The organism is Lacibacter sp. H407, from assembly GCF_037892605.1.
Taxonomy (GTDB): domain Bacteria; phylum Bacteroidota; class Bacteroidia; order Chitinophagales; family Chitinophagaceae; genus Lacibacter.
This window is the reverse complement of sequence record NZ_JBBKTU010000001.1, coordinates 3,083,977-3,107,201: the sequence shown is the minus strand read 5'-3', so window position 1 is coordinate 3,107,201 and position 23,225 is coordinate 3,083,977. Positions and strand designations below refer to the sequence as shown.

The window sequence follows — 23,225 nt, the reverse complement described above, 5'->3', positions numbered from 1 at the left end:
TTAGCGCAAGATAAGGGCAGAAAATGAGAAAGGCGAGTACATAAAAAAAGCCACCCGAAGGCGACTTTTAAAGCTGTGGAGAATACCGGAGTCGAACCGGTGACCTCTTGCATGCCATGCAAGCGCTCTAGCCAACTGAGCTAATTCCCCGAAGGGTGGCAAAGATAACAGTACACATGCTTACAACAAAAAAATTGATAACGGTTGGGTTTGGCGAACACAGTAATCTCTTAGCCGGAAGCGAAAAATGAGTTGAGCAGTAGAGAAGCGATGAAAAACCGGTAGAAAAGAAGTCAGGTAAGAACCTTCTATAAAAGAAAAAGGTCATCTGTAGAAACAGTTGACCGTTAACGATTGCTTGCCATATAAAAAAAGACTTCTGTAAACCTTGTGTAGCTTTTGCTACTTATCAGTTGGGATTCCTCATCTCTGCTTTTAACTTCTTCCATTCCCGTTTGATGATGTAAAAATACCCCACTAACAAAAGGTCGTCAAATCAAGATACGGTCTGTTTTATGACGGCAAATTGATATTCGAAAACCGAAAAGCCCGCCAGTAAAGGTTTTCAGCCAAAAACGCCCCTGATGCCCAACGGGGAAAATGAATTGAATTAATTTGTCAAAATGACAATTTTAACTGGATTTGAAGGCTTCATCCGGTCATTGTCTGTTCTTAAACATTCTTTTCAACATGCAGGAATTTCTTTATCATTGTTACTACTCTTACTGATTGCTATATGAAACTGGAAAAATCACTCTTTCAAAAAAGTTATTTGTATTTCATTGGTTTTTTTCTGTTTGTAATTGCAGGTTTTTGGGTTACGTACTTTACCAAACTGCTTGAGCAGGATAATTATCGTATGCACACGCATGGCATTACTCTTATACTGTGGTGCCTCATGTTAATTCTACAACCATATCTTATTCGTACCAAATGCACCAGGCTGCATCGTACCATCGGCAAATTCTCTTATGTACTTGTTCCATTGCTGATTTATACCACAATGGATCTGTTGAAATACCGGTTGCAGCCGTTGCCGCAACTGGGTACAATGGATTACTTTTTTGTTGCCCTTGCGGCGAATGCGCTGGTTGCCTTTGCAATTCTTTACGGGCTTGCGATCTATCACCGCAAAAAAGCAACTATACATGCCCGTTACATGGTTTGCACGGCATTTACCATGTTTACGCCGGTTACCGATCGCCTGATTCATATTCACTTTCGTGAGGTATTGGCTTTTATGCCAACGATAGAAGGGAATCATATGGCACCGTTCGCCGGATTTTTGCTGGCCGATCTTCTGTTGATCGGTTTATGCATCTGGGATTGGCGTTCGCATAAACGATACAACGTATTTCCCGTTGCATTGCTCATCTTGTTGCTGTATCACATCTCTGTATTTACGTTTCATCGATTTGATTTTTGGCGATCATTCTGCGATTGGTTTGTACACTTGTAAGCCAGGCACCAAATTACCTATTTTCTACTACAAACCATTCCTGAAACTTGGGTTATCTTTATGGCATCCATTGTTCAAAATATGAGAAGCCGATTCCTCTTTTCAATGCTGTGTTTGTTACCGATGTGTTTGTTTTCCCAGCAAACAGATACGCTGCCGTTCAAGAACACGATCACTGTACAATACGACTATTTTCATTTTGATAAACAGTTTACCAACGATTGGCATATTGCCGGCATTGAATACAAACACGAAGCAAAAAATACTGCACTGCTGGGCCGCTTTAATTATGCAAATCGGTTAGCACAAAATGGATGGCAGGCCGAGCTGGAAGCTTATCCGAAGTTTTCAAATAAAGTCTACAGTTATGCAGGTATTGGCTACTCACCTGATATGCCGGTATTTCCTAAATTCCGTGCAGGGTATTCATTGTATGTAAATCTTCCAAAAGCAATAGAACTGGAGGGCGGTTTTCGTTATTTGTATTTTGATAAGAGTTTGTTGATTGGTGTAGCCGGTATTGGTTTTTATACAGGCAATTGGTTTTTACAGGCGAGAACTTTTTTAAGCGACAACAATGGTTTCAACTTTGCCGGTATTGCAAGTGCACGCCGATATTTTGGAGAGATGAATGATTATGCATGGCTGCAGATCGGCACCGGTGTTTCGCCCGATGAATCGAGGAATATCCAGTTTAGCACCAATCAGCGTTTATATTCCAATCGTGTAACGATCGGCATTCGGAAATCGATCCAACGGAAACATTTATTGTTATTTCATACCGGTTATTCAAGAGATGAATACCAGCCAAAAACGTTTGGCAATCAATATTTCGGATCGGTTGGTTATGCCCGACGATTTTAAGTTTTCTTCTTTCCCGCAAAACCTGTTCTCGTCATTTCACCCCATGCATTTTTTTTGCGAAGCAGATCGATATTTCCTTTTACTGCACTCCACACCACAAACGGATGAAAAATAAATGGCTCCAGAAAAGCCGTTAACATCAAACTGAAAATTTCTTTTCGCTTCTTATACTGATTGTAGGTAAGCACTTCCATAAGTATTGCAAATACGGAATATAAAAACCCGAAACAAAGAATAAAGCCAAGCAGCGCCAGAAAAAATTTCCAATCCATTAAGCCCAGCACAACAAATACCAGCAATGCAATAAAGCCTACAAACTCAATAATTGGTGCCAGAAATTCAAAGAAAAACCAATATGGATAACTCAGCATACCCAATACGCCATACTTCGGATTAAAAAACATCTTCCGATGCAACTTTAATGTTTCAATGGTGCCTCTTGTCCATCGGTTGCGCTGACGGCCCAAAATTTTATAACTAGAAGGCGCTTCTGTCCAGCAAAGCGGATCGGGAATATAAGCAACTTTATAGGGCAGCTTCCGTTCTTCCATGTAGCGTCGCATACGAACTACTAACTCCATATCCTCTCCTACCGTGTTATGATCGTAGCCACCGGCTTTAATAGCAATGTCACGATCAAACGCACCGAATGCACCTGATATCAGCAGCAATCCGTTTAAACGACTCCAGGCCATTCGTCCTAATAAAAAAGCACGGATGTATTCAAGCGTTTGCACACGAGGCAAAAACTGTTCGGGCAAATGCACACGTATGATCTTTCCATCTCTCACTTCGCATGAATTGGCAATGCGTACAACTCCGCCTGTTGCAATCACCCTTGTTTCTTTCTCTTCAAGAAACGGTTTTATCAATTTCAACATTGCATCCTGCTCCAGAATACAATCCACATCGATGCAAACCACATAATCGTTTGACGCCACATTAATACCTACATTCAACGCATCTGCTTTGCCGCCATTTTGTTTATCAACCACTACTAATTTGCGATACACAGGATTACTGCTGCGATAAATACCACGCACCGGCTTTGTGGCAATATGTGTCGTGAATAAATACGGTGTTATTTCGAGCTGATAGGCTTCGATCAGTTTTTGCAGCGAATCATCTTTACTTCCGTCGTTGATCACAATCACTTCCATATTGTTGTAGTGAATGTTCAGTAACGACTTTACATTTTCAATCACCGTTGCAGCTTCGTTATAAGCAGGTGCTAAAATGCTGATGGAAGGCGTGTGCGGCGATACAGCCATGATCGAATAATCAGTAAAGCTGCTTTTGCGGATATACTTTCTTGTTTCGCCAATTGAATAAAAGGCGATAAAGAGATAGCATAACAGCAACACTACTGAATAAGCCAGAATTACATACGTAAAGAAATCATATATCCAATCCTGCCAACTCATCAACTTCCCTCCCGTTTTAATTGCGGCAATAATACTGTCCACGGCTCGTCCGTTATTCGAACCTGTTGTTCAATGTAAACCATACCGTCTGCCTGTGTATGATATACGGCTTTTGCTGCAGCTGCTTTTACTTCAACTGCTGCGTGTGAAAGACATTGCAACAAAAACGGCAATTCATTTTCAGTAGCATGAACTTCAAAAAGTTGAAGTATAAGTAACTGTAATTCTTTTTCCTCGGCAGGAAATTGATTGATCAAATATGCAGCAGCATCGGGCTGATAAATTTCATTTAATGCCTGAATGGCTCTTTTGCGAACTGCCACCGATGGATGTGATAAACACCCGATTACCTGCGCATGCAGATCGTACAACTTATACACTTCAATTAGCCGCAACGCAAATTCAATCACACTGTTATTTTTCGAGTTGAGCCACCGATCTATTTGTGCAAACGATTCGGCTTTGTGAAACGACAACTCATGCAATAAACATAATTGCTCCCATGCTGTAATAGGATACGTAATCACATCTAAAAAACGCAAGCCTTCAAAACCGGTTAGTTTTACCACAGCCGTTCTAGCTTCATTACGCACCAGTTCATCAGGATGATTGGTAAGCCGGTATATCTTCGTAATTTGTTTTCGCTGGCGAAGCCCGCTCAATTCCTGAATGGCTCTTGCTTTTACATGCCATGCACCTTGTTGTAAACGATCCAGTGAATCTTTGTCCAGATCGGCCTGTGCATAAAACCAGCAAACGTTGCTGGCTGCACTTCCACTCATGCTTCGTGACGTTTTGAGCAATTCGGTGATCAATACCTTTCTTGCAAAACCATCTCCCAATAAACGATATAAAATTTCTTTTGTAGAAGGCTGCTGCATCAAGGCATATAATTCATCTTCGGTTTCACAAACAGCCAGTTCGCTGATGAGTTCACTATATAATTCCCGTAATTGTAAACGAAGAGTAGTACGTCCAGCACGACGTACTAAGTAGAGTAAAATAAAAAGAATAACTCCTGCAATGATCAGAATAAAGAAAAACATACCAAGCAACAAATGCCACGGTTGTACCAGTACATCCAGTAGCAACTGTTTTCCTGCATAATATGTATGCCCTGTTTCCACTACAACAAAAATAAGGGGCTTGGTTCGAATCGTTCATGAACAATTCGCCGGTTTATGTACAACAGATTTCGTCAGGCTGATTTTGCCAACCGCTTTACACGCATCGACAATTCGTTTGGGCTAAACGGCTTTGTAATATAGTCGTCGGCACCAAGATTAAAGGCTTCAACAACTACATTTTCCTGCCCCATTGCACTCAGAATAATGACAGGTACATTTCGCTGCCCGGCCGCTTTTACTTTTCCTACAATTTCAAGACCGGATGAATAAGGCATCATGATATCAGTGATGATCATATCCGGATCATGCGCATCGATCTGATCCATGGCTTCACGTCCATTATCAGCAACAATTACATCGTGTCCGTCCTTACGTAAACGAAGTGCAATGGTCTTTAACATGATCGGTTCGTCTTCAGCTACAAGAATTTTCATTTTCAATTGGAGTTTGGATTATTATTTATTCAATTATTTACCTGTTTTACTTTTGCTAATTCAGCCTCGATCATCGGGCGTATCAATTCAAACAAGTCCGTTGCTTTCTTCAACCCATCTGGTATACGCTCAACCTGTTGCTGCTCTTTTGCCTGCAATTCAATGGTTGAAATAACGCCAAGCATTAAATTCATTTGTAAAATACCAAGACTGCTTTTCAGCTTATGTGCTTTTCGATATACTTCTTCCCAGTTTTCATACAATGTTGCTTCATGAATTTCATTTAATAACAATGGAGTTGTAGAAAGGAACAACTGCAGCACCTCGCAGAAATATTCCTGATCATCCATTTCGTAAATGTGAGAAAGATTATACAGCTCTGTCCCTTGATATTCTTCTTTGTTACTGTCTGTTTGTTTGCCGGCTGATGGCTGTGCAAGTAAGAAACGGCGCAACTCCGTATAAAGATCAGCAGGAACAAATGGTTTCGTAAGATATTCGTTCATGCCCAATTCGAAACAACGCATTTTTTCATTGCGAAGAGCACTCGCCGTCATAGCAATGATGGGAATCGTTAATTCCAGTTTTTTCCGGATATAAGTTGCGGTTTGAAATCCATTCATCAATGGCATTTGCAGATCAAGAATAATAAGATCGAATTCCTCACCCGCTTCCAGCAGATCAACAGCTTCCTTGCCATTGTTTACGATAGTGGTACTTATGCCAACACGTTGCAACACATGCATGATCACTTTCTGATTGATCTCATTATCTTCTGCAACCAGTATTTTTTTCCCACTGATGTCTTCGTTACGGATCGTCTTTTCCTGATGTGCTACTGTAACGATGGGAACATCTGATGAAATTATGAATGGCAACTTCACCCGAAACGTTGTCCCTTTTCCTAACTCACTGCTCACTGCTATTGCGCCTCCCATTATTTCACACAATTGCCGGGTGATCGATAAGCCTAATCCTGTACCTCCATACTTACGTGATGTTTCACTGGCGGCCTGTTCAAAACTGTCAAAGATATGCTCCAGCTTTTCGCCTGGTATCCCAATGCCCGTATCTGTAACAAATATGTTGAGATTTGTTTTTCCATCGTCTTGTTGCTCTGCTTCTTCACACACCCTGATCTCAATACTTCCCTCTTCTGTAAACTTCATTGCATTGCTCAACAGGTTGGAAAGTATTTGTGTAATACGCAAAGGGTCACCGGTTAATTGTGCTGGTACTGACCGATCGGAAACGATCGAAAGCATAATTCCTTTTTCTTTTGCTTTCAACCTGAATGGCGCCACTGCCTGATCCAATACTTTTTGCAGATCAAACAACACTTGCTCTACTGACAATTTCCCGGCTTTGATCTTTGACAGATCAAGAATATCGTTGATCAACATCAATAAATTATCAGACGATTGACGAATGATCTGTACAAACTCATCCTGCTCTTCAGACAGTGGTGTGTGCTGCAGAATATTCGTCATGCCAATGATCCCATTCAACGGCGTGCGTATTTCATGGCTCATATTTGCAAGGAATTGTTCCTGCAACTGCTCAGCTGATTCGGCTTTTCGTTTTGCTTCAACTAATTTTTCACGTGATTGTACACGTTCTGTAATATCAGTTGCAATACCGCCTACACCATATAAAATATTATCTCTGTCAAACAATGGAAATTTTACAATCAGCAAATTGTGTTCACCATCTGCCATTTGTACTGTTTCATCCGTTTGCACATGGACCATTTCAGCAATTACCTGTTCATCGGCTTCACGATAACGGATCGCTGCATCATCTTCCTCAAAATCAAAATCTGTTTTTCCAATCACTACTTCGTCCGACAATTCAAATGCTTCACGAAATGAACGGTTGATCAATAAGTAACGACCTTCCAGATCTTTAATGAACATGATCAACGGTGTATTGTCCAGAATAGACTGCAACCTGAACTGGTACTCTTCACGTTCTTCACGCAGTTTTTCCCATGCCTGATCAACTAATTTCCGTTCAGTTACATTTTTTACAGATATACAAACAGCAATAACTTTGTTTGCTTCATCACGCACAGGGAAATAGGTATTTTGAATCCACAGATCACCTTCAACCGTTTCAAAAAACAATTCATTTTCTTCTACCCGGCCGTTTAATACATTGGTAAATATTTTTTGAAATATGATCTCACGCTCGGGTTTAATATACTTGAGAATACTATCGCCCTCTCTGCACAACAGGTTTGTAGTAAGCCTCATGATCTGCTTCCCTGCTTCATTTACCAGCACAATCGTATGATCGGGTGCTATCATATAAAATCCTTCGTTGGTACTGGCTAGCATTGCACTGATCTTTTGATTGGCCTGTTGTACCTTTTCCTCATTCAGCTTAATAGCAGTGATATCCGATGTTACAACCGCAACACCACTTACAGTATTGTTGTTCTCCTTTACAGGCGAATGACTGATGCGTAACCATTGGATTCCATTTGCTGTTTCATATTTTGCTTCGTACTCTACTGACTCTCCATTGAACACACGATTAAAATTTTCAGTAGCGGCTTCTACTTTATCTTCCGGAATAAGCGACAGCAAATTCATTCCGACCTCTGCCCGCGTTCCATTCCGCATTTCTATACCTTCCTTTGCCGGCTGATTCATCACAAGAAGATTCATATTTCGATCAACCATAAAGAAACCTTCCTTCGTATTATTCAAAAGCGTTTTAATCAACTCTTCTGACTCTTTCAATTTTGTTTCTGCATCCATTTCATCCGAAATGTCTTTTACCATACATTGAAAACCTACCGGGCGATTTTCATTGGAGATTACTTCTGCATTAAGTTTTACCCAACGTTCCGTTCCATCTTTCGTAATAATAGGGAATCGTAATACTTTTTCACCGGACGAGTTAGAATGATACTGATGTTCAAAATGCTCAAGGATTGGCTTGCGCCAGTTTTCGGCAACCAGTACATCAAATGTTTTTCCCTGCAATTCAGCTGCGCTGTAACCGGTGAGTTGTTTGCATTTTGCTGCTACAAACTCAAACCGTCCGTTGAGATCGGTTGTAATGGTAACCCTGCCTGCACCTTCAATCAGCCTTCTGTATTTCAATTCACTTTCACGAATTTCCTGTTCGGCTTTTTTTCTCCGTATAATATCCCTATTCAATTGCCACAATAAAACGGCAATAAACATGATGATCAAAAGAGCACCTGCTATTGCGATAAGAATAAGTCTGCGTTCTACTTTTGTATTTTCATGTCTCCTTTCCTGTAACAGAAGCTGCTGTCCGTCCAGAATTTGCTGTAGTTTTTTATCTAGCTCATTGCTTGATCTTTTATCAGCCTCCGTCAGTTGCAATGCCTGCTCCCTTGTAAAGCTTGAACCTGATTTCTCAACGATCTTTTTTTGTTCTGCGATCTTGATCTGCAAACTTTTTCTCAGATGCCATATCAACTGCTTCTGTATTGGATCTTTTGCAACGGCACCTGCTGTAATGGCCGACCGGTCAACAAAGAGGTGAATATCATTTAACCGTGCCTGCATGCCTTGATCCTTTGCAAGCAAAAACTCCCTGATCAGTGCTTCACTCTCAGCAATACCTGAACGAACATTACCTACCTGTTCAATTACACGATACGAGGTTGAAACCATTTCATCAGTTGATTTGCTTTCAACACTTACTACATAAATGATCCGGGCAAAAAATAAGAGTACACAAATAGCCAGCAAAAACACCAGCACGATGTTACGGCGCAAGGGAAAAAATTGTTTACCAATGCTTACCATGACCGTTGTATTTTACAGGTTGAAGAAATAACGGTTGCTGGCCAATAGTTAAAAGCCAACAAACCCTCTTTGCAAAAGGACTTTGAATCCGATATTTGAACAGGAAATAGTTTAAAAAATACAGAACGTATTTGATTTGCAGGAATCATGGATACCGGATCAGGATTTGGATTCAATGAATTTCGCTTAAAAGCTTTTACGAATTTCTATTTAACTGGTCGAATTTTAACAAATAAGTGATTTCCCTTACTGGCGACAAGCCGGGTTACTACAAACAGAACGTCCTGCTCTATAGTTAGAGCAGGACGTTGACTTTTTATATACCTGATCATTTACTCCAATTCACCTTACCCATTTTTACATCTTTTGAATTACCACCGATCATTACATGAAATTCACCGGCTTCCCAACCATACTTCAACTCATAATTGTAAAACATCAAATCCTTTGGACTGATAGTAAAAGAAACGGTTTTGCTTTCGCCCGGCTTAAGTTCAATTTTTTGAAATCCTTTTAATTCTTTTACCGGACGTGTAACAGTACCCACTACATCACGAATATAAAGTTGTACCACTTCCTTACCGGTAACAGCACCCGTATTGGTCAATGTTACACTTGCTGTGATCGTTTGATTTCCTTTTGGTGTTGCATTACTGATCTTTACATCGCTATAACTAAAGCTTGTGTAACTTAATCCATAACCAAAAGGATATAACGGATCATTGCTTACATCCAAATAGTTACTACGGAATTTTTCAAACCACTTTCCTTCAGCTAATGGACGACCTGTATTCTTATGATTGTAGAACAAAGGCACCTGACCAATATTCTGCGGAAAGGTCATTGATAATTTACCGGAAGGATTTACATCACCAAACAACACATCTGCTACTGCATAACCTGCTTCACTTCCACCAAACCAAACATTAAGAATGGCAGGTACATTTTTATGTTCCCATGTTAATGCTAACGGACGGCCGGTAAACAATACCAACACAACAGGCTTTCCTGTTTTCAACAATGCTTTTAATAATTCACGTTGTGCTTCAGGTATTTCAATATTGCTCCGGCTGGATGATTCGCCACTCATCTCTGCACTTTCGCCCAGCACCGCCAATACCACATCACTTTGATTAGCGATGGCAACTGCTTCGTTGATCATTTCTTCATTTGTACGTTTATCTCTTCCTATTCCTTTTCCGAACATCGTAGCCCTGTCTTCAAATGCTTCGTCATAATCGAGGTTGCTTCCTTTTGCATACAAAAACTTTACTTGCTTACCTGCAACTTCATTTAGTCCGGTTAACACAGCTGTGGCTTTATCAAATTCAGCAGCCACACTCCAGGTACCGGGCATATTCCGTTTGTCGTTTGCTAACGGGCCAATTACTGCAACTGTTCCACTTTTCTTCAACGGCAATACGTTGTTTTGATTTTTTAACAACACAAAACTTTGTGCAGCGGTTTCCCTTGCGATCTTCCGATGAGCCGTCGTAAAAATTTCTGTTTTTGCACGTTCTTCATTGCAATAACGATACGGATCATCAAACAAACCCAGTTTGTATTTTGCTTCCAGTATTCTTCTGCAGGCTGCATCCAGCATTGCAAGTGTAACTCTTCCATCTTTCAAGGATTGCTTGAGTGTTGTTAAGAATCCTTCGCCCACCATATCCATATCAATACCAGCCCCCAATGCCCTTGCAGAAACAGTTTTGAGATCACCAATACCATGATCCATCATTTCGTTGATACCGGTATAATCTGTAACAAGAAATCCTTTAAAGCCCCATTGCCTGCGCAACACATCCGTGAGTAACCATTTATTTGCTGTTGCCGGAATTCCGTCAATATCATTGAACGATGCCATTACACTTCCAACACCTGCATCAACTGCAGCCTGATAAGGATACAGATATTCGTTGAACATACGATAACGGCTCATATCAGTTGTGTTGTAATCACGACCGGCCTCTGCAGCACCATACAACGCAAAGTGCTTTACACAACTCATGATGGTATTGTTGAGCGACAGGTCCTTTCCCTGATAACCACGCACCATTGCTTTGGCAATTTGTCCGCCTAGATACGGATCTTCTCCATTGCCTTCCGATACACGACCCCAGCGTGGATCACGTGTAAGATCAACCATTGGAGAGAATGTCCAGTTGATACCATCCGCACTGGCTTCTACTGCAGCAATACGTGCACTTTGCTCAATGAGTTGCATATCCCAACTGCAACTCAAACCCAGCGGAATTGGAAACACCGTTTGATAACCATGTATCACATCCATACCAAAGATCATCGGAATTTTCAATCGTGATTCTTCCACCGCAACTTTCTGTACAGCTTTTATTTTAGCGACTGATTTGATATTGAACAATCCACCAACTTTTCCTTCTTTGATCTTTTTTCCAATATCGGAACTGCTCGCCTGCCCCGTTACAATATCACCGGAGCCGGGCAAATTCAATTGACCGATCTTTTCATCAACCGTCATCTTCTTCATGAGTGCATCAATGAAGATTTTCATTTTTGCTTCGTTTGTTTGCTGTGCATTCAACTCCTGCTGTGAGACCATAAGAAATAACACAACTGCTGATACTAACTTTTTCATGTATGTTCGTTTTATTGGCACTTAAAAACTGATTTCACTTTTATTGATCGTGTATTCAATACGACTGTTTCTGTTTTTATCGATGATCTCCATTTTGATAGTTGGATCTTTTGTCCATTCAATAGTAAGTAAGCCGATATGATTCTCCATCACGGGCCCTTCAATACGGTTTTTGTTAAGGGTCGCAAAATCCCAGGTTGAAGTAATACCACTCGAAGTAACATCGTAAATGGGATACAAACCCGGCGATTCTAATTTTGAGATTTCTGCATAATGCACATCACCTGTTAAAAACATAGCGGCATTTGCTTTGGTTGATTTGATGAGATCAAGCATGCGTTGCTGTTCGTGTGGAAAATTGGCCCATGCTTCATATCCGTTGTATTCAATGCTGAATTGCGATCCGCTGCAAATCAAACGCAGATCAGCTGGCTTTTTCAATTCTTCTTCCAGCCACTTCCATTGTGCTTCACCCAACAACAAACTGTCTTTACTTGTGTGCGGTTGATAGTCGGGTGTATAGAAATAATTCTTTCTTGGCAATTTTGCTGTTGTATCATACAACAATAAGCTGTTGCGAAACGTACGGACGTCGAGTAAGATCAGTTGCACCGTTTTATCGCCTTGCTGAATGTATTCTGTATGATAAATCCCTTCGTGTTTTCTACGATTGCTCTCAGCCGGTTCTTTAAAAAATGAGAGAAAAATTTCCTTTGATTGCTCCTTGTACGGATAATATTTGCCTGCATCATTCCAACCGAAATCATGATCATCCCATGTAGCAAATATTTTTGTGGCAGCAGCCAGTTGCTGATACTCCGGCTTCGCACCTAAGCGCTGGTATTTATTACGCAGCGTATCCATGTTATCTGTATCGCCGTAAATATTATCACCGAGAAAAATAAATGCGTCCGGCTTTTGTTCGGCTGCAATGGCTAACACCGGCTGCGGCTCATCTTGATAACCACAGGAACCAAATGCAATTTTTGTTTGTTGCGGTTGTTCCTTACAACTCACAAACAATAACATCAACAAAACAACTGATAAAAAAAATTTCATACTTGATTATTTAAGTAATACTGTTTCTAATTTCTTTTTCCAGATCGCATATCCTTTTGCGTTCATGTGCAAATTGTCAGCAAGAAAAATATCCTGCATGGGTTCACCTGATGCTGTAAGCATAGCACTGTACACATCCACAAACTTTGTATTGGGCTTTGTTGCAAGAAATGATTTGATCCGTTTGTTTGCTTCCTTATACTTCTCAAGCAAGTGTATACGACTCGGGCTTGGTTTCATCGAAACATAAGCCAGCGGTACAGTCTTATATTTCCCACGGATATAATTGTACAGGGTTGTAAAACGCTGCATCACCAGTTCAACAGTTACTGTATCGCTTGAAGCGAAATCATTTTCACCGCAATAGATCACTATTTGCTTGGGTTGATAGGGAAAGATCACATCGTAGCGGTAACGAATCACATCAACCAACGTACTGCCGCCAAACGCACGGTTTAGAATTTTTCGATCAGGAAAATACGAGTGTACATCTTTCCACATGGTGAACGAAGAGCTGCCGATCAACAGAATTTGATTGGAAGCCGGGAACGAAACACTGTCTGTTGTTTTAAACTTTTGCACTTCATCCCAGAAAGGGAATGGACCTTTGTTTTGCGAACGGGCCGCAACTATCAATAACAACAAGACAATATTACATATGATCTGTTTTTTCATCTTACTCAACTTTTAGTACAGGTGAACGTTCGCTCACGCCATTTTCATTAATCGATTCAATACTGTAATAATAAGTTTTTAATGCATCCATCGCTTTCATCCAATACTCATTATTCGAATGGATCATAATGCTCGTGTACAGTTTCTCGGGATGTGTGCCATAATAAATATTGTAAGCAAAGGCATTATCAACGGGTTTCCATTTGATAAATGCGCTACGTTTATCTTTTTCTGTACGCAACACTATAAATCCTTTTACAGCATCAGGCTTGGCACCATTCCCATTACCAAATACACGCAAACCGCTAATGGCAAATTTTCCTGTTGGCATATGAATATTTTCCAACCTGATATAACGTGCCTGCACAGGTTTTTCCAGCTCAACATAATCATGCGGCACATCTTTTTTGTTGTTGCTTTTATCGACCAATACATTCCACTTCTTTCCATCGATCGAATAATATAATTTGTACTGATGATACAAGCCGATGGTTTTACCCAGAAATATGCTATCCATTTCCTTTGGAAAACTTACATCCTGATCAGCATAATTGATCTGTACAGCATTTACTGTTGAAATATTTCCCAGGTCGGTTTGGATCCACTCCCCTTTGTTTCCACTTGCTGCACTCCAATAGGTCTTTATTAATTCATCTACTGCATTATTTGGGTGATAACCACCCAACGTTGATGAAACCTGTACAGGCTTGTTATAGTTGAGCAGCATCCAGCCGGTGAAATAAGGCGACTTACCATCTTTCCCGTAAGCTGAACCATCAAACTTATCGCCCGGAATATAATGCGGATAATCACCAAACGTAGTATTGCAAAACATCATTCCATCTTTATCAAACCCTGTTGGCCAAATGCCAAGTCGGCGTTCGAATGTATTCTTTACTGATATAACGGTTGTTGATACATGCCAGTACTGATCAAACTTATCTATGAATGTTGCACCATGACCAGCTCCTCTTACAAATCCACCAAGCTTAATACTTAACGGATCGCTCTGTGCTTCAAATGAACCCAATGGATCACTGCCAATTAATAACCCATCCGCATAACCGCTGAACTCAGTTCCCGGTGCGCCGTATTGCAGATAATATTTTCCGTTATGTTTCGTCAAATGACTCCCTTCAATAAACGGATCAAGAAAAGTATTATCCATGTGTTCACCAAAACGTTGCCAACCGAAGCGCCATGGTTCCAGCACATACATTTCTTTTCTTGTTCCGATCGGTTGCATGGTCTTTCTGTTGAGTTCAATACCATACATCGGGAATTTATTACTGCTGCCATTGTACATGTAAAGTTTCCCATCATCATCTGTAAAGAATGATGGATCCCATCCTCCTATATCAAATGAGTCGACCAAAGGTTTCCATTCGTTGGCTTTCGGATTGGTACTCATCCAGATGCTGAATTGTTTTGTATAGGTTGATCCAAAAACGATCATGGTATCGCCGATGATACCAACAGCAGGTGCACACAACTCATCGTACGCTTTATTCCACGGACGTAAAAATTTCTTTGATACAAATGTCCAGTTGAGCATATCACTGCTATACCAATAGCCCCATTGATTGGTACTGAACAGATAATAATCACCTTTGTAGGTAACGATCACCGGATCGGCTGTTGCACGGTGCCTGCCCCATTCGCTGAAGTTAGGAATGGGCGTGTAACCGTAATCAATGTTAATGGGATTGCAATAGGTTTTCTGTTGTGCATTCGTCTGCAACACTAAAATGAATACAATGACAATCAAGAATATCTTTTTCATTTTACAGGTTTCCTTTTTTTAATTGCTCCACAGCATAGTTGACAGCCCTTGCTGTAAAAGCCATGTATAAAATTGATGGGCTTTGACTTCCGGTGCTCGTCATACAAGCCCCATCCGTTACAAAAACATTTTTGCAATGATGCAGTTGATTCCATTCATTGAGTAACGATGTTTTGGGATCAGCACCCATCCGCACTCCGCCCATTTCATGTATATCCAGACCAGGTGCTTGTTTATTATCTCTTGTTTGAATATTTTTTACACCCGCCGCTTCAAGCATAGCTTGCCCTTCCTGTAAAAAATCGTTCACCATTTTTTCATCATTTTCATCATAACCAACCGATGTGATCAGTAAAGGTATTCCCCATTGGTCTTTTTCTTCCTTGCTCAACCGCACATGATTACTTTCTTTCGCAATGGTTTCGCCTTGCATATACATATAAACACCCCAGGTACCGGGTTCGCTGATGGCTTCTTTGTAAGCAGCACCCAGCAGCGGTTTGATATTTTTATCACTCAACTTCTCACGATAAGCACCCGAATAAATGACATAGCCGCCATGAAAATCAGTTTCCTTTTTTTCAAGATTCCGAAAATTCGCCACAATACATTCAACGGGTTTTGATACTTTATAATAATATTCTTCAAAACCTTCCACATCACCATTCATACTGCCACGGTAATTATGAAAGCAGATATATTTTCCCAACAACCCGCTGTCGTTTCCCAATCCATTCGGGAAACGTGTTGAAGTTGAATTCAATAAGATCAGATTTGTATTTAATGCAGACGCATTTACAAAAATGATGTTGGCAAAATATTCTTTCGTCTCTTTTGTATTGGTGTCGATCACACGCACGCCAACAGCTTTTTGTTTTTGTTCGTCATAAATAATGGAATGCACAACCGAATGAGGGCGAATCGTCAAGTTACCTGTTTTTGTTGCCCACGGCAATGTAGAAGAATTCGAACTGAAATATCCGCCCAGCGGACAACCACGCATACAAAGATTTCGATTCATACATTGTCCTCTGCCTTGTTCCAGATGTATTTGTTTCGGATCACTGATATGTGCCCAACGGCCACTTACATAATGGCGATTGAATTTTTCTTTGATCACCTTCTGCAGATGACGTTCTACTACATTCAATTCATAAGCCGTTAAAAATTCTCCATCGGGCATCGAATCAATTCCATCTTTATTACCACAAACGCCTATAAATTTTTCTACATGGCTGTACCAATCTTTGATGTCGTTGTAATCTATTGGAAAACTTTCGCCGTAGCCAAATCGTTTCGGCGCAGTAAAATCATATTCGCTCCAGCGTGCACAGGCCCTGCCCCATGTTAATGATTTACCTCCCACCTGGTAACCCCGGATCCAGTCAAATGGTTTTTCCTGTATGTACGGATGATCTTTATCCTGAATAAAAAAATGCTGTGTACTTTCATCATAACCTGCAGCTTTTGTAATAAGCGGGTTGTTTGTTTTGGTTTGCTGCGTAATTTGTCCACGATGCGGCAACTCCCAACGTGATAGTGTTGCCGTTGGATAATCTTTGATGTGCTGCACATCTCTTCCTCTTTCAAGCACCAATGTTTTCAATCCCTTTTCACACAACTCTTTTGCAGCCCAGCCACCGCTAATGCCACTACCGATAACAATTGCATCGTAGCTGTTGGCTTTATTTCCTTTTGTGTTAATATGTATCTGCGAAGTATCGGGCATTGTGATAAATGATGAGTGATTAGTAGCTGCTGTTTATTAATAGCGCCTTCTTTCTTTAAACAGCTTCGCATCTAAACTGAGTGAACCCGGTCCTGTAAAAATGAACATCAATGCGAGCAACACAAACAGGAACGGATGTTGATCGTTGTTCCAGATAATTCCATTGCCCAGCATAAAAGCAATATATCCAAGCGTACCAATGGTAAGTAACGATGCAATGCGTGTAAACAATCCCAACACAAACAATATTCCTGCAATTAATTCAGCTGCTTTACCGGCATAGACCAAAAAAATTCCGCTTGAAGATTGTTTGAATGTATCCCATGTGAGGTATTCATCCATTTTTGCTTTATTGAAAATTTCCCAACCATGATACATCAGAAAAATACCGAGCGTTACACGTACAAGCGTAATACCTGCCGTTTGCCAAATTGGTGACGCAGAAAAGAATTTATTCATACAATTAGTTTTATACGATTGGCCAAGGGAACACGCTCTTCAGTTTCACCTTTCTGCCTGTTGCAGAAGATGTACGTGCAGCTTCAATGATCTCTAACACATGCAATGCATGTTCAACATTAATACGTGGCTCTGTTCCGGTTACAATACTCTCGCCGGTTACACGAGCACCTTCCTGCCATTCGTAACCGCCTTTCTCTGTACTCATCAACACAGCAGGTTTATCCCACGATGTATCCACCATTACACCATTCGTTTCCCAATCATAGCCGATCAAACGCAGGTTGCCATAATCACCATAGATCTGAATAGAGTGTAATGTTTGATTGCCTGCTTCATGTCCATGCGGATCAAAATAATTGAATCCACACATAATGTGACTGATCACACCTTTATCATGCTCCAGCAATACATGCGCATTATCTTCTGCTACTACTTTTACGGTTCCTTTATCATCCACTTTACGTTCCGGTTTTACAATACTCGTCATCGCCATCACACTTCTGGCAGGACCAAGCAAACCTGTAAGCGTTGCCATATTGTACACACCAAGATCGGGCATACTGCCTCCATCTTTCTCATAAAAAAATGAACTCCATGTTGGACCGGTGTGCCCATACTGTCCGTGTGCACTTGCAACACGTCCAAGCTTTCCTTCCTGGATCATCTTACTCATAAATGCAAACTGCGGACTGTTTACAACAGCCGGTGCACCCCAAATACGCAGCTTCTTGCTCTTTGCCAGCGCAAGCAATGCTTTCCCTTCTGCATAGGTATTGGCCATTGGCTTTTCACTCCACACATGTTTACCGGCCAGTAATGCTTTTTTATTCAACTCACCATGTATCTGCATATCAGTTAAGGTGACCAGCATATCAAACGGCACACCTTTCAATTGCTCATCGATGTTACGATAAGTTGCTGCGTTTACTTTGTATTCTTTGTTCTGTGCAACAGCACGTTCGTATTTGATATCGCACAAACTTACCAGCTCAATTAATTTCGACGATAAAAGTTGCGGGATATAACGGTTGCTTACACTACCGCAGCCGATCACTGCAACACGTAATTTTTTTTCGGGCATTGCTGCGGCCCATCCCTCCAATGAAGATACCAGCAATGCGGCGGCTGCCATTGCGGTTGATTTCAAAAACTGTTCACGTGAAAATGTTTCGTTCATGGCAAATCGTTGGTTGTTTTATGTACTAAGCAATTGTACTGCTATATGGCTATTGTTGCGTCGCACTCTTGTGCATCATAGCAAACGCAGCACTACTATTTACTTCAATTGAGGCGATGTAAATCCTAACCGCTTCAATCCTTTCTGCACTTCGGGACAACTCATAAATAAATTCCAAAGCAAACCGCTGCGGTAATTTTCGATCATCACAATGATCGGTCCCTGATCAATGGCCAAATGACTTTTCGCCACCCAGTTCTTTGATTCGTTGAACGCATCTACAAAACCATATTCACTCCAGATGTTATCACCCAGCTTAAAATAAAAATGTTTTAACGCCTGCATTGAATAATCAGGCGTGTAAGGGAACGCACTCAATGCAGCAGTTGGTGTAATTGTTCCAAGATCTTCCGTTGGCGAATGTGCTGCATATCCATTGTAGGTATCGCTGGCCGTTAAACCCCAGCAATCGGCACTGTAGCCTTTGAATTTATTCGGATTGCGTACACTATGTTCTCTGTTAATGAGTGTATGATTTCTGTTTTGTTGCCAGTAATCGGCATAACGATCTTTTAAACCACGTGGATCTAAACCAAGAAACGAATACTGCGAAAAGAATAACGGACCACCATAGTCGAAACCAAGCGGCAATTGAATACCATAAAACTCTTTTCCGTTTTTGAAGAAATTACTTTCAGCCCAACCACGATGATATACGGCCGGACTTACACTGTATTTTTCATTGGAACCTGATGCTGCCAACACATACATTATCAAACACTCGTTGAAACCACGCACAGGAAAATCCATTGCCCAGCCATTATTGGGGCTCCAATGCCAATACAACACATTCTGGCCTCCGTTGGTGAACCAGCTCCATTCAATATCGTTCCACATCCAGTTGATGCGATTGCGAAGTTCCCGTTCCGTTCTGTCGTCGCTATTGAAATATTGTCGTGCACATAGCAAGCCTTGCATGAGATAAGAAGTTTCTACTAAGTCGGCTCCATCATCTTTTCGGCTGAAAGGAATTGTTTTGCCCGTTGCACCATTCAACCAGTGTGGAAACACACCATGATAGGCATCTGCTTTACTCAGAAACTTCACCATGCGTAATAAAAACTTTGCTGCCGTATCTCTGCTGATCCATTTACGTTCGGCAGCAACTAATACACTCATAATACCGAAACCCGTTCCACCTGTTGTTACAACTTCAGCTCCATATTCATACGCTACATTGCTTCGCTCTCTCGACAAACCACTAACCGGATGTGCAAAATCCCAGAAGTAACGAAAGGTTTGTTGTTGTACAAGATCAAGTAACGCAGAATCATTCAGTTGTTTGGGGCGTTTGGTTGCATCAAATACAGCAACGGTCTTTTGCTTTTGTGCAATTGAAATTTGAACAAGCAGCAGCAAACTAGAGGCAAGTAAGATCGTTCGTTTTATCATTTACAAATAAGGTGCGCTGAACCCGAGCAAACGCATTCCATCTTTCACTTCAGGACAGCTGGTGAACAAATTCCACAGCAAACTGCTGCGGTGGTTTTCGATCATCACAATTATGGGCCCTTGATCAATGGCAAGGAATGAATTAGCAAACCATGTTTGCTTTAATGAGAAGGCATCTACAAAGCCATACTCCTTAAATAATTTATCGCCGAGTACATAATAAAAAAACTTGAGCGCCTTCATACTTTCAACAGGCGTATAAGGCAGTGATGAAATAGCAGCCGTAGGTGCAATCACACTTACATCATTTGTTGGTGAGCTGGCGGTATAACTATTGGGGATATCGCTTGCTGTTAATCCCCAAACAGAATCGCTGTAACCGTAATTACCCAGCGGATTGGCTACGCAGTACTGATAATTGATGCGTGAATGATTTCTTGTTTGTACTTCGTAATTCGCATACGTATCGCTCAACCCATTGGGGTTGATCCCAAGAAACGAATAATGTGAAAAGAATAACGGTCCGCCGTAAGCGCTTCCTAACGGTAATGTAATATTGTAGAACTGACTGCCGTTAACAAATCCTGCAGCACCGTCTCTCGCCCAACCATTTTCATACACCGATTTAGGAATACCATGTGTAGAAGATGAAGCTGCCAATACATAAGTTATCAAACATTCGTTCCATCCACGAATCGGCAAATTCATATCCCATGCGAAATTCGGGCTCCAGTGCCAGTACAATACTTGTTCATTGCTCTTACGAAACCAACTCCACTCTACTCCATTGTACAATGCGGTAATATCAGCACGAAGATTTGTTTCAGCAACATCCGCTCCGTTAAAATACTGTCTTGCGGTTAACAGGCCCATCATGAGTAACGACGTTTCAACAAGATCAGCGCCATCATCTTTTGCACTGAAGGCAATCACATTTCCTGTTATACCATTTAACCAATGCGGAAACGCACCATGAAATTTTTGTGCTGTATTTTTCAGGAAGCCTACCATTGTTTGCATGCGTTGCAAACCCTGTGCTCTTGTAATAAAATTCCGGTTGATGCCTGTTACAATCGCCATGGCACCAAAGCCTGACCCACCCGATGTTACAAGGTCGCCGGACGAATTACGTTCTCTTGCAAGACCGCTTACCGGATGACCAAAGTCCCAGAAATATTTAAATGTTTGCTGTTGCACTTTGGTAAGTAATTCATCATCTGTAATTGCGGGGAACTTTCTGCCTGAATCGATCTGTGTAATAAATGCATTATCGACCGAACCAATAAAATTACCACCGGTTGCTGATTTCAAACTTTCCAGAATTTTGAATTGATACCTTGCAATACTCTGCAGTGGTGATGATGCTTGCACCAACAACACCGAATCATTGCTTTGCAGTGTTGTGGTAATTGCTGTTTCAGCACCACCTGATGTAAACAACTTTACTGATTGTGCAATGGTGCTTTGCTTCAACGGTTGTGAAAACTGTAAGCGAATGACCGGCTGCAGACTTACACCATACAGGATTCCATTAAAATCAATATTGTTTAATTTGATCGACTTCAGCGTTACCTGTTTCGGTGGCTCCGGTACAGAGGGTGTTGATTTCTTTTTGCAGGCTGTTACAGCTAGCACAGAAAAACAGATTCCATATAGCAATATTTTCTTCATTCTTCGTTTACAGAAAAAACTGTTCTTTTATTGAATTACATACGTGTTGATCGAATGCGGTAAGGCTTTTGTTTCAGCTGCTTTTCCATCTACCCACAGGAAAAACGGTGCTTCTTTATCAGTCTCATTCATTACCACAACTACCATGCTACCATCTTCATTTAAGAAAGATGTACTTACAAGTTGACTGCGGCTTGGACTGCTGATAATATGTTTTGCACCCGGTTTGATGAATTTTGAAAAATGCCCGATATAGTAAAATGCATTGGTATAGATCAATTCACCACTTCTTGTATCGGCATGTACAGGAGCAAAACAAAAATTCTGTACATGATTCGGGCCACCTGTTTCATCGAGTAAAATATTCCAATCGGTCCAGCCTACAGCGCCATTGTTGAAATCGTTGATCATGGAACGGCCATACTCCTCACCCAAACCCCAATGATTGTAGCGGGTAGAATCAAAACTTTCGGCACAACCTTCGGTAAACAAAATATTTTTATCAGGAAACGCTTTGTTCACCATGGCTACATTGCTGAACATTTGCTTGCCGCCACTCCAGTCTTCGTACCAATGAAAACCGATACCCCATGCGTACTTCGACATTTCAGGATCATTAAAATATGTTTGAGCACGTTGGTACAACAGATCACGGTTATGATCCCACACAATAATTTTTTTATCTGCAAATCCTTCCTTGTGCATGGTTGGCCCTAAAAAGTTTTTCAGGAAATCACGTTCTTCTTCAGCAGTGTATAAGCAACTTTCCCAGCGTTGTGTTGCCATTGGTTCATTCTGCACGGTTAATCCCCACACAGGAATTCCCTCTGCCTCGTATGCTTTAATGAACTTTACATAGTAGTTGGCCCAGCTTTGATAAAAGTCAGGTTTCAGCTTTCCGCCACGCAACATGTTGTTGTTATCTTTCATAAAAGCCGGGGGACTCCACGGACTTGCATATAAGGTTAATGCACCACCGGCAGCTTTGATCGCTTCTTTGATAAAAGGAATTCTGAATTGCTTATCGTGCTCGATGTTGAATGATGTTAATTCCTTATCACCTTCTGTAACATAGGTATAACTGCCACTGCTGAAATCGCAACTGTGAATATTCGTTCGTGCCAATGTATAACCAATCCCTTTTGTTTTATCAAAATAAGCCTGCATGAATTCCTGTTGCTTTGCTTTCGAAAGCTTGGCGTAGGTTTCAGCTGATGCATCGGTCAATGCTGCGCCTACTCCTAAATATGTTTGATAAGTACGCACAGGATCAACAAACACACAAAGCTGTGTTTCAAACGGCTGCCCCATATCCTTAAAGCTGAGCGTATCGGTAACGGTTAACCGATAATTTGTACTGTCGGCAGTTGTGTACACCACGATCTTTTTGCTATCAGTGGAGAACGAAGTAGTGGTTGCTGCCTGTTTACTTTCTTCTTTGCAGGATAGTAGCTGTAAGACCATCACTGCGATCAATAATTTCTTCATATTGCCGGTTGTT

The 23,225-nt window shown here is 41.1% G+C and carries 16 protein-coding genes and 1 tRNA gene; 2 read left to right on the top strand and 15 right to left on the bottom strand.

What is annotated here, in order from left to right; translation table 11 throughout:
- Positions 1–76: 76 nt before the first annotated feature.
- A tRNA-Ala gene (locus tag WG989_RS13480) sits at positions 77–150 on the bottom strand.
- Between the two features lie 586 nt (positions 151–736).
- Between WG989_RS13480 and WG989_RS13475 the strand changes: the two genes are divergently transcribed.
- Both WG989_RS13475 and WG989_RS13470 read left to right on the top strand, forming a co-directional pair.
- Positions 737–1,459 carry a hypothetical protein gene (locus WG989_RS13475; protein WP_340430090.1) on the top strand — a complete coding sequence of 241 codons (723 nt, stop codon included), beginning with the start codon at positions 737–739 and terminating at the stop codon, positions 1,457–1,459.
- Between the two features lie 81 nt (positions 1,460–1,540).
- Positions 1,541–2,323, top strand: a complete 783-nt coding sequence (locus WG989_RS13470) for a YaiO family outer membrane beta-barrel protein (RefSeq protein ID WP_340430088.1) — start codon at positions 1,541–1,543, stop codon at positions 2,321–2,323.
- On the opposite strand, the gene WG989_RS13465 is transcribed toward WG989_RS13470, so the two are convergent.
- The 14 genes from WG989_RS13465 to WG989_RS13400 form a co-directional block, all read right to left on the bottom strand.
- Positions 2,320–3,789 (bottom strand): glycosyltransferase family 2 protein, encoded by a 1,470-nt coding sequence (locus WG989_RS13465; protein ID WP_340430087.1) that lies wholly within the window; start codon positions 3,787–3,789, stop codon positions 2,320–2,322. The two genes, WG989_RS13470 and WG989_RS13465, sit on opposite strands and share 4 nt — an antisense overlap.
- Positions 3,747–4,874: a hypothetical protein gene (locus WG989_RS13460; RefSeq protein ID WP_340430085.1), complete on the bottom strand. Its 1,128-nt coding sequence runs from the start codon at positions 4,872–4,874 to the stop codon at positions 3,747–3,749. The genes WG989_RS13465 and WG989_RS13460 overlap by 43 nt, the downstream gene beginning before the upstream one ends.
- Positions 4,875–4,945: 71 nt before the next feature.
- Complete coding sequence (locus WG989_RS13455; RefSeq protein WP_340430084.1) at positions 4,946–5,308, bottom strand: response regulator transcription factor; 363 nt, start codon at positions 5,306–5,308, stop codon at positions 4,946–4,948.
- 29 nt (positions 5,309–5,337) lie between these two features.
- Complete coding sequence (locus WG989_RS13450) at positions 5,338–9,099, bottom strand: PAS domain S-box protein (protein WP_340430083.1); 3,762 nt, start codon at positions 9,097–9,099, stop codon at positions 5,338–5,340.
- Positions 9,100–9,427: 328 nt separating this feature from the next.
- Complete coding sequence (gene bglX / locus WG989_RS13445; RefSeq protein WP_340430082.1) at positions 9,428–11,716, bottom strand: beta-glucosidase BglX; 2,289 nt, start codon at positions 11,714–11,716, stop codon at positions 9,428–9,430.
- Between the two features lie 21 nt (positions 11,717–11,737).
- Positions 11,738–12,775, bottom strand: coding sequence for an alkaline phosphatase D family protein (locus tag WG989_RS13440; RefSeq protein WP_340430081.1), 1,038 nt, complete (start codon positions 12,773–12,775; stop codon positions 11,738–11,740).
- Between the two features lie 6 nt (positions 12,776–12,781).
- Positions 12,782–13,450: a GDSL-type esterase/lipase family protein gene (locus tag WG989_RS13435; RefSeq protein ID WP_340430080.1), complete on the bottom strand. Its 669-nt coding sequence runs from the start codon at positions 13,448–13,450 to the stop codon at positions 12,782–12,784.
- A gap of 1 nt (position 13,451) precedes the next feature.
- Complete coding sequence (locus tag WG989_RS13430; RefSeq protein ID WP_340430079.1) at positions 13,452–15,233, bottom strand: family 43 glycosylhydrolase; 1,782 nt, start codon at positions 15,231–15,233, stop codon at positions 13,452–13,454.
- Between the two features lies 1 nt (position 15,234).
- Positions 15,235–16,962, bottom strand: coding sequence for a GMC oxidoreductase (locus tag WG989_RS13425; protein ID WP_340430078.1), 1,728 nt, complete (start codon positions 16,960–16,962; stop codon positions 15,235–15,237).
- A gap of 36 nt (positions 16,963–16,998) precedes the next feature.
- The gene (locus WG989_RS13420) at positions 16,999–17,421 is read right to left on the bottom strand and encodes a DoxX family protein (RefSeq protein WP_340430077.1); all 423 of its coding nucleotides are present in this window, start codon (positions 17,419–17,421) and stop codon (positions 16,999–17,001) included.
- Between the two features lie 10 nt (positions 17,422–17,431).
- Complete coding sequence (locus WG989_RS13415; protein WP_340430075.1) at positions 17,432–18,601, bottom strand: Gfo/Idh/MocA family protein; 1,170 nt, start codon at positions 18,599–18,601, stop codon at positions 17,432–17,434.
- Between the two features lie 99 nt (positions 18,602–18,700).
- Positions 18,701–20,053 (bottom strand): glucoamylase family protein, encoded by a 1,353-nt coding sequence (locus WG989_RS13410; protein WP_340430074.1) that lies wholly within the window; start codon positions 20,051–20,053, stop codon positions 18,701–18,703.
- Positions 20,054–21,688, bottom strand: a complete 1,635-nt coding sequence (locus tag WG989_RS13405; protein WP_340430073.1) for a glucoamylase family protein — start codon at positions 21,686–21,688, stop codon at positions 20,054–20,056. It abuts the gene before it with no gap.
- 63 nt (positions 21,689–21,751) lie between these two features.
- Positions 21,752–23,212, bottom strand: a complete 1,461-nt coding sequence (locus tag WG989_RS13400; protein ID WP_340430072.1) for a glycoside hydrolase family 30 protein — start codon at positions 23,210–23,212, stop codon at positions 21,752–21,754.
- Positions 23,213–23,225 lie beyond the last annotated feature (13 nt).

Coding starts and splice junctions, on each gene's coding strand:
- WG989_RS13475 (WP_340430090.1), top strand. CDS start 737: ATGAAACTGGAAAAATCACTCTTTCAAAAAAGTTATTTGTATTTCATT.
- WG989_RS13470 (WP_340430088.1), top strand. CDS start 1,541: ATGAGAAGCCGATTCCTCTTTTCAATGCTGTGTTTGTTACCGATGTGT.
- WG989_RS13455 (WP_340430084.1), bottom strand. CDS start 5,308: ATGAAAATTCTTGTAGCTGAAGACGAACCGATCATGTTAAAGACCATT.
- WG989_RS13450 (WP_340430083.1), bottom strand. CDS start 9,099: ATGGTAAGCATTGGTAAACAATTTTTTCCCTTGCGCCGTAACATCGTG.
- bglX (WP_340430082.1), bottom strand. CDS start 11,716: ATGAAAAAGTTAGTATCAGCAGTTGTGTTATTTCTTATGGTCTCACAG.
- WG989_RS13440 (WP_340430081.1), bottom strand. CDS start 12,775: ATGAAATTTTTTTTATCAGTTGTTTTGTTGATGTTATTGTTTGTGAGT.
- WG989_RS13435 (WP_340430080.1), bottom strand. CDS start 13,450: ATGAAAAAACAGATCATATGTAATATTGTCTTGTTGTTATTGATAGTT.
- WG989_RS13430 (WP_340430079.1), bottom strand. CDS start 15,233: ATGAAAAAGATATTCTTGATTGTCATTGTATTCATTTTAGTGTTGCAG.
- WG989_RS13425 (WP_340430078.1), bottom strand. CDS start 16,962: ATGCCCGATACTTCGCAGATACATATTAACACAAAAGGAAATAAAGCC.
- WG989_RS13420 (WP_340430077.1), bottom strand. CDS start 17,421: ATGAATAAATTCTTTTCTGCGTCACCAATTTGGCAAACGGCAGGTATT.
- WG989_RS13415 (WP_340430075.1), bottom strand. CDS start 18,601: ATGAACGAAACATTTTCACGTGAACAGTTTTTGAAATCAACCGCAATG.
- WG989_RS13410 (WP_340430074.1), bottom strand. CDS start 20,053: ATGATAAAACGAACGATCTTACTTGCCTCTAGTTTGCTGCTGCTTGTT.
- WG989_RS13400 (WP_340430072.1), bottom strand. CDS start 23,212: ATGAAGAAATTATTGATCGCAGTGATGGTCTTACAGCTACTATCCTGC.